We start from the raw sequence: 12,879 nt of genomic DNA on the forward strand, positions 1-12,879 counted from the left end.
ACAATGCAAATAAGCCAATCCCCCCTTGCTCGTTGCGACGAAGGGCGCAATGCTTGAACACTTCCCAGCCCCGAGAACCCTTATGAAATACCTGGTGTGCGCCCTGTTACTGGCAGCGGCAGGGCCAGCCTGCGCCCAAGCGCCAAGCTTGCTGGCCAATTGCACGCGCAGCGCCAACCTGTTGGCCTGTGTGGATCCGCTGGGCAATGCCTACAGCGTGGCGACGGTAGGCACCACCACGTATTTGCGCGGTTTCGAGGTGGTCGGCAAACGCTATTGGGCGCAAACCAACAGCCGCTATGGGCAATTGACGTTCTTTACCGGATTGGCATCGGACGGTGAGGCATGGGTCGGCTACACGCGGCGCGTGGGCTGGACCACCATCAACCGATTTTCCAGCTCCGGTGGCGCCACCGCCAAGTTCACGTGCAGCCGAATGACCGGCTGTTAGACCTGAGCGTTCTCCTGTTCCTGAACCCAGGCCATGTAGCTGTTCATCGGCGGGTTCTTCTGGAAGTATTTTTTCAGGCCTTCGAACAAGCCGTCCGCAACCGCTTGTTGATGGCGCGCCGTCACCAGGCGCTGGGCGTCCTGGGCATTGGAGATAAAGCCGGTCTCGACCAGGATCGACGGCACGTCCGGCGACTTGAGCACCGCGAACCCCGCCTGTTCCACACGTTTCTGATGCAGGCTGGTGATGTTTTGCAGGCTGCCCAGCACCGAGCTGCCCAGTTGCAGGCTGGAAGCGATGGTGGCATTCATCGACATATCGAGAATCACCCCGGCCAGCATCGGATCCTTATCCTTGAGATTGAGTAACGTGGTGGCACCCAGCAAATCCGCACCGTTTTCGCGCTGGGCCATAAAGCGCGCCGTGGCCGAGGTTGCGCCGCCCTCCGACAGCGCATACACCGAGGCGCCCGAGGCCGTGAGCCGTGGCGCGGCATCGGCATGCACCGAGATGAACATATCGGCCTTGTGCTGACGGGCGATGTCCACGCGCTTACGCAACGGTACAAAGAAGTCATCGTTGCGCACCAGCTTCACGTCAAAACCCTTTTCGCGTTTCAAGCGCTTGGCCAGCAGTTGGGCGATAGACAGCACCACGTCTTTTTCGCGCTGGCCCTTGGACCCGACAGCACCGGGGTCTTTGCCGCCGTGGCCAGGGTCGACCACCACAATGATGTCGCGCCTGGGGTGCGCCTTGTCCATCGGGGCCACCAAGGGCACGGCTTCAGTAGCAATTTGACGCGGTGCATGGGTGGCGCTGGTCAGGTCCAGCACCAGGCGATGCCCCTGCCCGTCCTGAGGCGGTAATACAAAGCTGTTGAGCTGCATCGGCGCGGCCAGGTCGAGCACGATGCGCGTATCCGCCTTGCCGAAATGCCCCGAGCGAATCGAGGTGATCCCGCTGTTCTTCAGCTCAAGTTGAGAAAAGTCGCCACTGAGGCCTGCGCCGCTCAGGTCGACGATCAGGCGTTCCGGGGCAGTCAGCGAGAACGTCTTGTATTGCACGGGGCCGCTAAGGTCGAACACCAGGCGCAGCTTGTCGTCCGAGCGCCACAGGCGCGCATTGCGGATCTGGGTCGCGTGGGCCGCGAACGGCAAAGCAAACAAAGGGCTGGCCAGGAGCAGGTTGAGGAGCTGACGTCTGTGCATGACAAATACCGCGAATAAAGGAGCGTCCGTACTCGACATGACTGAAAAAAGGCCGGGGCAGAAAATTCATCGTCGACTCTATTGTTATACTATAACATGTCGAATTATTTCCAACGATGGACCTGCTTATGAATGCGCTGACTCTGCCGGATATTGCCGCGCAGGCTTCACGCCAAGCCTTGCCTCTCGACTGGGTGGGCATGTGCGGTATTGCCCTGCCGATCCTCATCGATGGCCAGCGCCTGACCGCCACCGCCGATGCCGGCGTCAGCCTGGACGACGGCACCGCCCGTGGCATTCATATGTCACGCCTGTACCTGGCGCTGGAGATGCTCGACCAGCAGCCCGTTACGCCTGCAGTTCTGCGCAATGTACTGCAGCGGTTTCTCGACAGTCATGAAGATTTATCTAAGAACGCCTACCTGCGTCTGCACACGAATTTACTGCTGAAACGCCCCGCGCTGGTCAGCCCACTGGCCGGCTGGAAAGGCTACCCGGTGAGCATTGAGGCGCGCCTGGAAAACCAGATGTTCCACGTGGAACTAAAAATTGACGTTACGTATTCCTCAACCTGCCCCTGTTCCGCCGCCCTCGCCAGGCAGTTGATTCAGCAGCAATTTCTCCAAGACTTCGGTAACACGCCGTTGCAGCATGAAGACGTACTGACCTGGCTCGGCAGCGCCAACGGTATCGTCGCCACACCTCACAGCCAGCGCAGCAGCGCGCAGTTGCACGTGCACCTGCAAGGCGAGCATCTGGCACTGACGGACTTGATCAACGCTGCCGAAGCCGCCCTCGGCACCGCCGTACAAACCGCCGTAAAACGCGCGGACGAACAAGCCTTCGCCCTGGCCAACGGGCAGAACCTGATGTTCTGCGAAGACGCCGCCCGCCGCCTTAACCTCGCCTTGAAACGCTCGGATGCCGTCAAAGCCTTCCACCTCAAAGTGATCCACGCCGAAAGCCTGCACGCGCACGATGCCGTGGCTGAAAGCCGCTGGACGAGAAACCCTTCATGATCAGCTGCACCGCTTTGCGCTGGGGCGCCCCCGGCCAACCGCTCACTCCCGCCGTGGATTTCACCCTGGAAACAGGCAGCCTCACCGGTGTGATTGGCCCCAACGGCTGCGGCAAAAGCAGCCTGCTCAAAGTCATCGCCGGCCTGCAAAAACCGTTGTCAGGCAAAGTCACCGTGGATGTACCGCGTCGTGGCGGCCTGTCGTTCCTGCCCCAGCAACAGCACCTTGACCGTCAGTTTCCCATCAGCCTGCAAGAACTGGTCGCCGCCGGTTTCTGGGGCTCGCGGCTCACCCCGCCACAACGCAGCGAGCGCCTGCAAAAGGTGCTGGAAGACTGGTGCCTCAGCGGCCTGGAACAGCGCCCGTTGATGGCGTTGTCTGGCGGCCAACTACAACGTGCATTGCTCGCTCGCATGAGCCTTGCCGAGTCGCCAGTGTTATTGCTTGACGAGCCCCATGCCGCTCTGGACGAAGAAGGCCAAGCGCTGTGCTGGAGCCATATCCACGCCTGGCATGCCGAAGGCCGGACGTTGGTGGTGGTGTGCCATGACCTCGCCTCCGTTCGCCACCACACCCAGCAAGTGGTGCAGATCAAAAGCAGTGGCTGTGTGTTCGGCCCCAGCAAAGAGTTGATCCGCCCGCAGCCGCACATGCAGGTGGCGTGATGCACTTCGCCGCCCACCTGTGGATGCCCTTCCTCGACTTCGTCTTCATGCGTCGCGCCCTGATCGGCGGGCTGGTGCTCGCCTGCAGCACCGCTCCGCTCGGCGTATTTCTGATCCTGCGCCGCATGAGCCTGATCGGTGACGCCGTCGCCCACGGCATATTGCCCGGCGCCGCACTGGGCTTCTGGTTCGCCGGACTCAGCCTGCCCGCCCTGACCATCGGCGGCCTGGGCGCCGGCCTGAGCATGGCCGGCCTGTCGGCGTGGATTACCCGTCGCACCGGCCTGCGCGAAGACGCCAGCCTGGCGGCCATCTACCCCATCTCCCTCGCCGCCGGCGTGTTGATCCTGGGCCTGGCCGGCAAGCGCCTGGACCTGCTGCACCTGCTGTTCGGCTCAGCCCTGGCCGTCGACGAAACCACCCTGACCGGCATGCTCTGGGTCTCCGGGTTCAGCCTGATCGCCATGATGCTGATCTACAAACCGCTGCTGCTGGACACCCTCGACCCGCTGTTCCTGCAAACCGTCAGCCGCCTTGGCCCGCTGGCCCACGGCCTGTTCCTGACCTTGGTGGTACTGAACCTGGTGATCGGCTTCCAAGCCATCGGCGCCTTGATGGTGGTGGGTTTGATGATGTTGCCGGCCATCGCTTCACGCTTCTGGAGCCGGCGCCTGCCGGTGTTGATCGCAGTATCGGCGGTGCTGGGATGCCTGTCGGTGTGGTTGGGTTTGTTGCTGTCGTTCTACTTCTCGCTGCCCAGCGGCCCGGCGATTGTGCTGGTGGCTGGCGGCGGGTACCTGCTGTCCGTGGTCTTCGGTCCGGTGCACGGCTTGCTGCGCCGCCCGCCTTTGCTTACATCCCAATGAGGTGTTTCCCAATGCGCGCTCTACTCGTGCTGTTCAGTCTGCTGCTGCCGCTGTCGATGGCCCAGGCCGCCGACAAACTCCAAGTGGTTACCAGCTTCAGTATTCTCGATGACATCACCCACCAGATCGGTGGCGATCACATCCAGATCAGCAACATGGTCGGCCCCGACGCCGACGCCCATACCTACGAGCCAACCCCGGACGACGCCAAGGCGCTGCTCAAGGCCAAGGTGATCATCAAGAATGGCCTGGGCTTTGAGCCGTGGCTGGACCGCCTGGTCACCAGCACCGAAACCAAGGCCACGGTGGTCACCGCCAGCAAAGGTGTGATCTCCCACACCATGGAGGAAGACGGCGAAACCATTCCCGACCCGCACGCCTGGCACAACCTGGCCAACGCCGAAATCTATGTGAACAACATCACCAAGGCGCTGGTGGCTGCCGACCCGGCCAACAAGGCCGACTACCTGCGTAACAGCCAAGCCTACCTGAAAGAAATCTACCGCCTGCTGGCCGAAGCCAAGACCAAATTCGGCGCGCTGCCGCCGGGTAACCGTCGCATCGTTACCTCCCATGACGCCTTCGGCTACCTGGGCCAGGCCTATGGCATCCAGTTCCTGGCGCCTCAAGGCCTGTCCACCGAACGTGAACCTTCGGCCGCCGAAGTCGCCGCGCTGATCACCCAGATCCGCAAAGACAAGGTCAAGGCCGTGTTCATGGAAAACATCAAGGACTCACGCCTGCTCAAGCAGATCGCCGATGAAAGCGGCGCGCAGATTGGCGGCACGCTGTACTCCGACGCCCTGGCTGCAGAAGGCCCGGCCAGCACCTTCATCGGGCTGTTCGAGTACAACCTCAATACGCTGTGTGCGGCGTTGAGCAAGCCATGACCCTGAGCATGCTCGAACTGGAAGGGGCTGCCGTCGGCAGCCGCTTTCCCCTCGCAGCGGTGCTCGACGCCCTGCCGTGGAACAGCGACGGCCTGATCGCCGCCATCGCCCAGCAACACGGCAGCGGCGAAGTGTTGATGCTGGCCTGGATGAATCGCCAGGCCCTCAACGAAACGCTGGCCACCGGGCAGGTCTGCTACTGGTCACGCTCGCGCCGGCAGCTGTGGCGCAAGGGTGAAAACTCCGGCCATTGGCAACAGCTGGTGGAAGCACGCCTGGATTGTGACGGTGACGCGGTACTGCTGATCGTCGACCAGCAAGGCCCGGCCTGCCACACCGGCCGCCCCACCTGTTTCTATAACGCCATCGACGGCGCCTACGTTCACGTCATTACGGAGCCAGTTGCATGATCCGCAAGAACCCTTCCGGCGATCTGCCGGTGATTGCCGAATCGGCCTACATCGACAAGACCGCGATCATCTGCGGCAAGGTCAACATCGGCGAGAACGTGTTTGTCGGCCCCTACGCCGTGATCCGCGCCGACGAAGTCGACGCCAGCGGCGCCATGGACCCGATCACCATCGGCGCCAACTCCAATATCCAGGACGGCGTGGTCATTCACTCCAAATCCGGCGCGGCGGTGACGATAGGAGAATTTACATCCATCGCGCATCGCTCCATCGTCCACGGTCCCTGCACCGTCGGCGACCGCGTGTTTATCGGTTTCAACAGTGTGCTGTTCAATTGCGCCGTCGGCGATGGGTGCGTGGTGCGCCATAACTCGGTGGTCGACGGCCGGGATTTGCCCGTCGCCTTCTACGTGCCCTCCACCACACGTATCGGACCGAATACCGACTTGTCGCAATTCCCACCGGTGAGTGTCAGCGCCTCGGAGTTTTCCGAAGACGTGGCACGTACCAACGTCGACCTGGTGCGCGGTTACAAAGCCCTGCAAAACGAGTTCTAAGCCATGAGTCGCCTGCTGATCCGCAATGCCCGACTGGTGAACGAGGGCCAGGAATTCGACGCCGACGTGCTGGTCGCCAATGGCCGTATCGAAAAGATCGCCAGCAGTATCGAGGGGAACGCCGCGCCGGTGGCCATCGACGCCCAAGGCCAGTGGCTGCTGCCGGGCATGATTGACGATCAGGTGCATTTTCGTGATCCGGGCGCGCCGGACAAGGGCAGCTTCTACAGCGAGTCCCGCGCAGCCGTGGCCGGCGGCATCACCAGTGTCATGGATATGCCAAACACCAACCCGGCCACACTGAACCTGGAAGCCCTGGCCGAGAAAAAGCGCCGCGCGGCCCTGCACTCGGTGGCCAACTATGGCTTTCACTTCGGGGTCAGCAACGACAACCTCGACACCGTCGCCGCCCTCGACCCGCGTGAAGTGGCCGGGGTCAAAGTGTTCATGGGCGCCTCTACCGGCAACATGCTGGTGGACGATCCACGCATCCTGGAACGGCTGTTTGCCGAAGTGCCGACCATTCTGCTGGCCCACTGCGAACACACGCCGAGCATCCAAGCCAACGAACAACGCATGCGCGAGCGCTTTGGCGACAAGATCCCCGCCGTCGCCCACCCGCTGATCCGCGATGCCGAAGCCTGCTATCGCTCATCCTCCTTCGCCGTGGAATTGGCCAAGCGTCACGGTACACGCCTGCATGTGCTGCACCTGACCAGCGCTCGCGAGCTGGAATTGTTCGAAGACAAACCGCTGGCGCAAAAACGCATTACCGCTGAAGTCTGCGTGCATCACCTGCTGTTCGACGACCACGACTATCACCGCCTTGGCCACCAGATCAAATGCAACCCGGCGATCAAGACCCGCGCCGACCGCGACGCCCTGCGCGTGGCCTTGCTGAGTGATCGTCTGGATGTGATTGGCACTGACCATGCGCCGCATACCTGGGCGCAAAAACAATTGGAGTATCGTGAGGCGCCCTCGGGTTTGCCCTTGGTACAACACGCGCTGCCGGCGCTGTTGGAGTTGGTGGCCGATGGGCTGCTGCCCCTGACCACCCTGGTGGCCAAGACCAGCCACCGTGTCGCCGACCTGTTTGCCATCCCCGACCGGGGTTATCTACGCGAAGGGTATTGGGCCGACCTGGTGCTGATCAAAGCTGAGCCCGAGGGAAAGCCGGTCAGGGATGAACCGGTTCTTGCCCGCTGCGGCTGGACGCCGTTCGCCGAACGTCGCTTTCGCCACAGTGTGAGCACTACCCTGGTCTGCGGCCACCTGGCCTGGCACAACGGCCAGGTAGTCGACAGCTGCCAGGGTTTACCCCTGCATTTCCTAAGGTAGGAGCGAGCTTGCTCGCTCCTACACGTTAAGCGCGAGGCTTGACCGTACCGCAATCGGTGCCCAGCCATTGGGCGTGGGTGTTCAGGCTGCCCTTCTGCTGAACGCCGGTAGCATTGAAGGTGCCGTTGACGGCGGTGGTGAATTCCTTCTGGCTCTGGAAGGTAGCGACGCCGGTGCCCTGGGCTTTCGGACAGCTGAAACGGAATTTCCACTGGTTGCCGGTCTTGTCGGTCACTTCCTGTTTGCAGCCCGATTGCGGATCGGTCAGGGGGATCGAATCAGAGGCGACTTGTGCCGGGGTGAGGCACACCTGCACGCCTTTTCCGGCCATGGTGATGCCTTGTTTCTCCAGCATGGCGCGCTGTTCGGGGGTCATCTGTTGCTTGAGCTGACCGAGGATCAGCGACAGGTCCGGCAGGTCCTGGTTATCGACTTTCATGTTGCTGGTGGTCAATTCCCACAAGCCCGGCGCCAGCATCTGCGCCTGCGCTGCCACCGGCAACGACAAACCAACAACCATGGCCAAACCAAGCAGACGAGCATTCATCGGGTAACTCCTGGGCAATTGTGGGCGTTAGACGCCGCAAAAGTGCCAGTGTTGCACGGCAAATAAAATAGCGACATTCGCAGCCGTTCATGGTCTGTTAGGCATTGGATTGCCTGGAGTACTGTCGTCCATGGATTTCTTTGGCCCGCACCTGCTCGCCTACTTCATCGCCACGCTGCACTTTCTCGGGACTCTCGCCGCGATCCACGCGGTGCTGACCGTCAGGACCGCCCAAGGCTCTATCGCCTGGGCCCTGTCGCTGATGTTCATGCCCTATCTCACCCTGATCCCTTACCTGATTTTTGGCCGCAGCACCTTCGATGCGTATATCCAGGCGCGTCGCCAGGCCAACCAGGAAATGCACACCGCCATCACCGAGCTGAACTGGCGTCCCTGGGTCGAGGAAGCCCTCGCCGCACGCAACTCCAGCGCCTACGCCTCGTTGCGCGCCATGCCCAAACTGGGCCGCATGCCGTGCCTGGCGAACAATGAAGTGCACCTGCTGATCAATGGCGAGGCCACCTTCAGTGCGATCTTCGAGGCCATCCGCAACGCACAAACCGCCGTGCTGTTTCAGTTCTTCATCATTCATGACGATGAACTCGGCCGCCAGTTGCAGAGCCTGTTGAAGGAAAAGGTCGCTCAAGGCGTGGGCATCTACGTACTGTATGACCGCATCGGCAGCCATGCCCTGCCTTATCGCTACGTGCAATCGCTGCGCGACGCAGGGGTGCAGGTCAAGGCATTCGCCACCCGCAGCGGTTGGCTCAATCGTTTCCAGGTCAACTTCCGTAACCATCGCAAAATCGTGGTGGTGGACGGTATCACCGGGTTCGTCGGCGGGCACAACGTGGGCGATGAATACCTGGGCAAAAAACCACCGCTGGCGCCATGGCGCGATACCCATGTGCAGGTCACAGGCCCGGTGGTGGCATGTTTGCAGGAGTCGTTCGCCGAAGACTGGTTCTGGGCGGCACGGGAACTGCCGCCGCTGATCCTGCCGGACGCCTATCCCGAAGACGGCGTGCTCTGCCAACTGCTCGCCAGCGGCCCGGCCGATCCGTATGAAACCTGTTCGCTGTTTTTTGTCGAGGCCATCCACGCGGCAACCGAGCGCGTGTGGATCACCAGCCCGTATTTCATCCCCGACGAAGCGGTGTTCGCCGCCCTGCGCCTGGCGGTCCTGCGGGGAGTGGACGTGCGTCTGCTGCTGCCATCGCGGCCCGACCACCGCATCGTGTACGCCGCGTCCAGCCTGTATGCGATCGAGGCCGTGCGCGCCGGCGTACGGGTGTTCCGCTACACGCCGGGGTTTCTGCATCAAAAAGTGGTGTTGGTGGACAGCGAGATCAGCGCCATCGGCAGTGCAAACATGGACAACCGCTCGTTCCGGTTGAATTTCGAAGTGATGTTGCTGACGGTCGACGAAGCGTTCGCCAAGCAGGTGGAACTGATGCTGCTGGACGACTTCGCGCAGGCCCATGAAGTCAGCCAGGAAGAAAGCCGCGAGACCCGCCGCCTGCAACAAGTGGGGATGCGGGTGGCGCGCTTGATTTCACCAATCCTTTAACCAGATAACACAAAACAAAATGTGGGAGGGGGCTTGCCCCGATTGCAGAGTGTCAGTCGCAACATATATGACTGATACACCGCCATCGGGGGCAAGCCCCCTCCCACACTCGATCTCACGCGTATCCAGAAACGCATTCAGCGATAGATGTCTTCCCGCGTCCACGGCAGTTCATGGCTGCCATCCGCGTGAGGTTTGACCGCGAGGATCTGGTGCAGATTGATCCAGCCCCGGGCAAACGCATAGGCACACCCGGCCAGGTACAAACGCCAGATGCGCAACGCTTGCTCCGGCACCAGCTTCGCCGCCGCTTCCAGGTTGTCTTCCAGGCGTTCGCTCCAATGATCCAGGGTGCGCGCGTAATGCAGGCGCAGGCTTTCGACGTCGACCACTTCCAGCCCCACTTCACTGATTTCGGCGGTCATCATCGCCAGGTGCGGCAGCTCGCCGTTGGGGAATACATACCGCTCGATAAACTCCCCAGCGCCACGGCCCACAGGCCGGCCGTCGGTGTGCTTGGCGGTAATGCCATGGTTCATCACCAGGCCGCCTTCGCGCACGGCACCAAACAGGGTCTTGCAGTATTGCGCCAGGTTGGCGTGGCCGACGTGTTCGAACATGCCCACACTCACCACTTTGTCGAAACGACCATCCTGGGGCAGATCGCGGTAGTCGAGTAATTGCAGGTCGATCTGGTCTTCCAGTCCCTCGGCTTTCACCCGCTCCTTGGCCAACGCCAGCTGTTCCTTGCTCAGGGTGATACCAAACACTTTCACCCCGAATTCCCGCGCCGCGAAACGTGCCAGCCCGCCCCAGCCACAGCCTACGTCGAGCAAATACTCCCCAGGCTGCAAGCGCAACTTGCGGCACAGGTGGCGGAATTTGTCTTGCTGAGCCTGGTCGATGGATTCGCTGCCGGTTTCGAAATAACCGCAGGAGTACGCCATGTCCTGGTCCAGCCACAGCTGGTAGAACGCGTTGGACAGGTCGTAGTGGTAGGAAATGGCCGCCGCGTCGGTGGCCTTGTCGTGGATTGAGCGCACCGGCAGACTCCTGCCGTCGTCCTCGATCAGGGCATGACTCAGTTCGTCACACACCCGAATCACTTCGGAGATGGAGCCTTCCAGCTCCAGTTTGCCCTCGACAAAGGCTTCACCCAACGAGTCGAGCGTGGGATGGGTCAGTTGGGGCACGACCGTGGGGTCCTTCACCACGATGGTCACACTGGGCTCGGGGCCCAAGTTGAATTCATGGCCATCCCAGAGTCGAAGACGCAGCGGCAGCTGAAGATTCTGTAAGGCCGGTGGAAGTTGCGCGAGCATGAGTAGTCCCCCTTGTTTCAGACGTCTGGAATGAGGGTAGACCATCCCTAGAAAAGTAGGAGGCTATCGATTTGATAGCGCTTTTCTATGGGGCTCGGCGTTGGAGCAAACCGTCCTGGATCCACTGTTTCAGCCATGTAACCGCTTGCAGTGGTGCACCCTCTCCATAAGTGACTGCCAGTTGCGCACACAGTTCTGCGAAGGTCCAACCGGTCGTCACCATGCCTGCCAACCCAAAGGCCTCGGCGGGCTCCAGGCTGCGGTAATGGCACACATTCTGATGGCGCCATATGAGGCAGATCTGTGCGAGGTCCAAGGTGTGGCTGTCGGGAAAATCCGCGCCATCCTTGCTCGCACGCCAGATGGCCACGGTGTTGAAGTGGCACAGTCGCTGCTGTACGGACGGTGTCAGGAAGACCTGCAAACCTGGCCAATCCTCGGGTGGCAGCACCGCCATATCATCCTGGGTCAGCGGCTCACCCTGCGGCGCATCGAACGCCAGGGTGAAGGCCCACTCCAACTGGGCCAGTTCAGCCAGCGGCGCACTTTGCTCGGCCACCAGGTGCTCGTGGATAAACGCCGGCAACCGCTCGCCCAACCAACGCAGGCTGTAGTGGGCGGAGGGATAACGACGCACGTAAGCCTGCGTCAGCAGCGCAAACTCCTCATCTCCCAGCCAATACAGGATGGCGCTGAAATCGTGACGCAACGCCTCCTGCAGCCGTGCCAGATAAGCGTTGTGGTAGATCGCCAGGCCGGTGTCTACATCCAGCGTCGGCCCGCCCAATAAAGTGGCGGCAAAACCACTGTTGGCATCCGGCGTCTGCGCTAACACGTGTTGTTCAAAGGCCAATTGCCAGTCGGTCAGGCGCATAACGACCTCCGGGCCAAGGCTGCGGCGCCCAACTCCCGGGCCTTTTGCAGCTCGGTGAGCAGCTCTTCGAACGGCGGGAAATGGTCATCGCGCTCCAACAGCGTCGAGACCGGCCCCAAGTGCTCCAGGGTTTGTTGATACAGCGCCCACACCGGATCGCATACCGGGTGGTCGTGGGTATCGACCACGTAGTCGCCGTAATCCATATGCCCCGCCAGATGCAGCTGGCGGATGCTGTCGGGCGGCAGGTTGCGGATAAAGGTCCAGGCATCGAAGCCATGGTTGCGCGCACTGACGTACACATTGTTAACGTCCAGCAGCAACTGGCAGCCCGACAAGTGGGCCAGGGCATTGAGGAATTCCCATTCGGTGAATTCATCCGCCTTGGAGCGCACATAGCTGGAGACGTTTTCCAGCACCAGCGGGCGCTGCAACACATCCTGCACTTGGCGAACGCGAGCAGCCACGTGGTAGAGGCTTTCTTCGGTGTAAGGCAGGGGCAGCAGGTCATGCAACTGGTGCGCGCTGCCGCGGCTCCAACACAGGTGATCGGAAATCCACGCCGGCTGGATGCGTTCAGCGAGCTGCTTGATGTGTTTCAGGTAGTCCATATCGACGGGGTGGGGCCCGCCGATGGACAGGGACACACCGTGCATCACCAAGGGGTAACGCTCGGCTATCGCGTCCAGGTAGTACAAGGCTTTACCGCCCTGCACCAGATAGTTCTCGGAGATCACTTCGAACCAATCCACGGCCGGCGATTGTTCAAGGATCTGCTGGTAATACTCACTGCGTAAACCCAGGCCGTAACCCAGACTTGGAAGGGACGCGGACATGACTCACTCCTGGGCAAAGTGTCCGCAGCGGTGGGGGCTGCCGCTGCGGTTGCACTCGTTTGCCGGTTATTCGCCGACTTTGCCGCCCGCTGCGTCACAGGCGGCCTTGGTCATGGCCTTGAAGCCGTGGCCCTTGCAGACCGCCTGGCCTTTGCAGGCGTTTTCAGCGGTTTTGCAGTCGTTCATGCCTTTGCAGGAAGTCACACCGTAGCAATGCACTTGCGCATCTGCGGCCTGTACCTGGGTCGCAACACCAGCAAACAGAGTGGCAGCAGCCATCGCCAGGGCAGCACCAGCAGCAGCGGATTTAATCTTCATTCTCG

General features: G+C 61.4%; 15 protein-coding genes. 9 read left to right on the plus strand and 6 right to left on the minus strand.

All coding sequences use genetic code 11. The features are described from left to right. The first annotated feature begins 82 nt into the window (after positions 1-82). Complete coding sequence (locus AB1462_RS09155) at positions 83-451, plus strand: glutamine synthetase (protein ID WP_259191541.1); 369 nt, start codon at positions 83-85, stop codon at positions 449-451. Here AB1462_RS09155 and AB1462_RS09160 read toward each other — a convergent pair. Further along, positions 448-1,659, minus strand: a complete 1,212-nt coding sequence (locus AB1462_RS09160; RefSeq protein WP_367246603.1) for an N-acetylmuramoyl-L-alanine amidase — start codon at positions 1,657-1,659, stop codon at positions 448-450. The two genes, AB1462_RS09155 and AB1462_RS09160, sit on opposite strands and share 4 nt — an antisense overlap. A gap of 128 nt (positions 1,660-1,787) precedes the next feature. Here AB1462_RS09160 and folE2 point away from each other — a divergent pair, with 128 nt between their 5' ends. The 7 genes from folE2 to AB1462_RS09195 are packed head-to-tail and all read left to right on the plus strand — an operon-like array spanning position 1,788 to position 7,407. Then, positions 1,788-2,678 (plus strand): GTP cyclohydrolase FolE2, encoded by an 891-nt coding sequence (gene folE2 / locus AB1462_RS09165; RefSeq protein WP_367246604.1) that lies wholly within the window; start codon positions 1,788-1,790, stop codon positions 2,676-2,678. Continuing rightward, positions 2,675-3,343 carry a metal ABC transporter ATP-binding protein gene (locus tag AB1462_RS09170; protein ID WP_259191538.1) on the plus strand — a complete coding sequence of 223 codons (669 nt, stop codon included), beginning with the start codon at positions 2,675-2,677 and terminating at the stop codon, positions 3,341-3,343. Before folE2 ends, AB1462_RS09170 begins: the two co-directional genes overlap by 4 nt. After that, entirely contained in the window at positions 3,343-4,209 is an 867-nt protein-coding gene (locus tag AB1462_RS09175) for a metal ABC transporter permease (RefSeq protein ID WP_090401355.1), read from the plus strand. Before AB1462_RS09170 ends, AB1462_RS09175 begins: the two co-directional genes overlap by 1 nt. A gap of 11 nt (positions 4,210-4,220) precedes the next feature. Continuing rightward, complete coding sequence (locus AB1462_RS09180) at positions 4,221-5,099, plus strand: metal ABC transporter substrate-binding protein (RefSeq protein ID WP_090401354.1); 879 nt, start codon at positions 4,221-4,223, stop codon at positions 5,097-5,099. Continuing rightward, positions 5,096-5,509, plus strand: a complete 414-nt coding sequence (hisI, locus tag AB1462_RS09185) for a phosphoribosyl-AMP cyclohydrolase (protein ID WP_090401353.1) — start codon at positions 5,096-5,098, stop codon at positions 5,507-5,509. The genes AB1462_RS09180 and hisI overlap by 4 nt, the downstream gene beginning before the upstream one ends. After that, positions 5,506-6,066, plus strand: a complete 561-nt coding sequence (locus tag AB1462_RS09190) for a DapH/DapD/GlmU-related protein (RefSeq protein WP_259191537.1) — start codon at positions 5,506-5,508, stop codon at positions 6,064-6,066. Before hisI ends, AB1462_RS09190 begins: the two co-directional genes overlap by 4 nt. A 3-nt stretch (positions 6,067-6,069) precedes the next feature. After that, a complete protein-coding gene (locus tag AB1462_RS09195) occupies positions 6,070-7,407 on the plus strand; it encodes a dihydroorotase (protein WP_367246605.1) in 1,338 nt (445 codons plus the stop codon). A 25-nt stretch (positions 7,408-7,432) separates the two neighbouring features. Here AB1462_RS09195 and AB1462_RS09200 read toward each other — a convergent pair whose 3' ends face one another. Beyond that, entirely contained in the window at positions 7,433-7,954 is a 522-nt protein-coding gene (locus AB1462_RS09200; RefSeq protein ID WP_090401350.1) for a DUF3617 domain-containing protein, read from the minus strand. A gap of 130 nt (positions 7,955-8,084) precedes the next feature. Here AB1462_RS09200 and cls point away from each other — a divergent pair, with 130 nt between their 5' ends. Then, positions 8,085-9,524: a cardiolipin synthase gene (gene cls, locus AB1462_RS09205; protein WP_090401349.1), complete on the plus strand. Its 1,440-nt coding sequence runs from the start codon at positions 8,085-8,087 to the stop codon at positions 9,522-9,524. 137 nt (positions 9,525-9,661) lie between these two features. Here the strand turns inward: cls and cfaB are convergent, their stop codons facing one another. From cfaB to AB1462_RS09225, 4 genes are all read right to left on the minus strand, one after another. Beyond that, on the minus strand, positions 9,662-10,846 hold the full coding sequence (gene cfaB / locus AB1462_RS09210; protein WP_090401348.1) for a C17 cyclopropane fatty acid synthase CfaB: 1,185 nt from the start codon (positions 10,844-10,846) through the stop codon (positions 9,662-9,664). Positions 10,847-10,931: 85 nt separating this feature from the next. After that, positions 10,932-11,720 (minus strand): putative DNA-binding domain-containing protein, encoded by a 789-nt coding sequence (locus AB1462_RS09215; protein ID WP_367246606.1) that lies wholly within the window; start codon positions 11,718-11,720, stop codon positions 10,932-10,934. Next, the gene (locus AB1462_RS09220; RefSeq protein ID WP_090401346.1) at positions 11,711-12,556 is read right to left on the minus strand and encodes a DUF692 domain-containing protein; all 846 of its coding nucleotides are present in this window, start codon (positions 12,554-12,556) and stop codon (positions 11,711-11,713) included. The genes AB1462_RS09215 and AB1462_RS09220 overlap by 10 nt, the downstream gene beginning before the upstream one ends. A 66-nt stretch (positions 12,557-12,622) precedes the next feature. Beyond that, positions 12,623-12,874 carry a hypothetical protein gene (locus AB1462_RS09225; RefSeq protein WP_090401345.1) on the minus strand — a complete coding sequence of 84 codons (252 nt, stop codon included), beginning with the start codon at positions 12,872-12,874 and terminating at the stop codon, positions 12,623-12,625. Positions 12,875-12,879: the final 5 nt, after the last annotated feature.

It is taken from the genome of Pseudomonas sp. SB113 (genome assembly GCF_040754745.1).
Lineage (GTDB): Bacteria > Pseudomonadota > Gammaproteobacteria > Pseudomonadales > Pseudomonadaceae > Aquipseudomonas > Aquipseudomonas grimontii.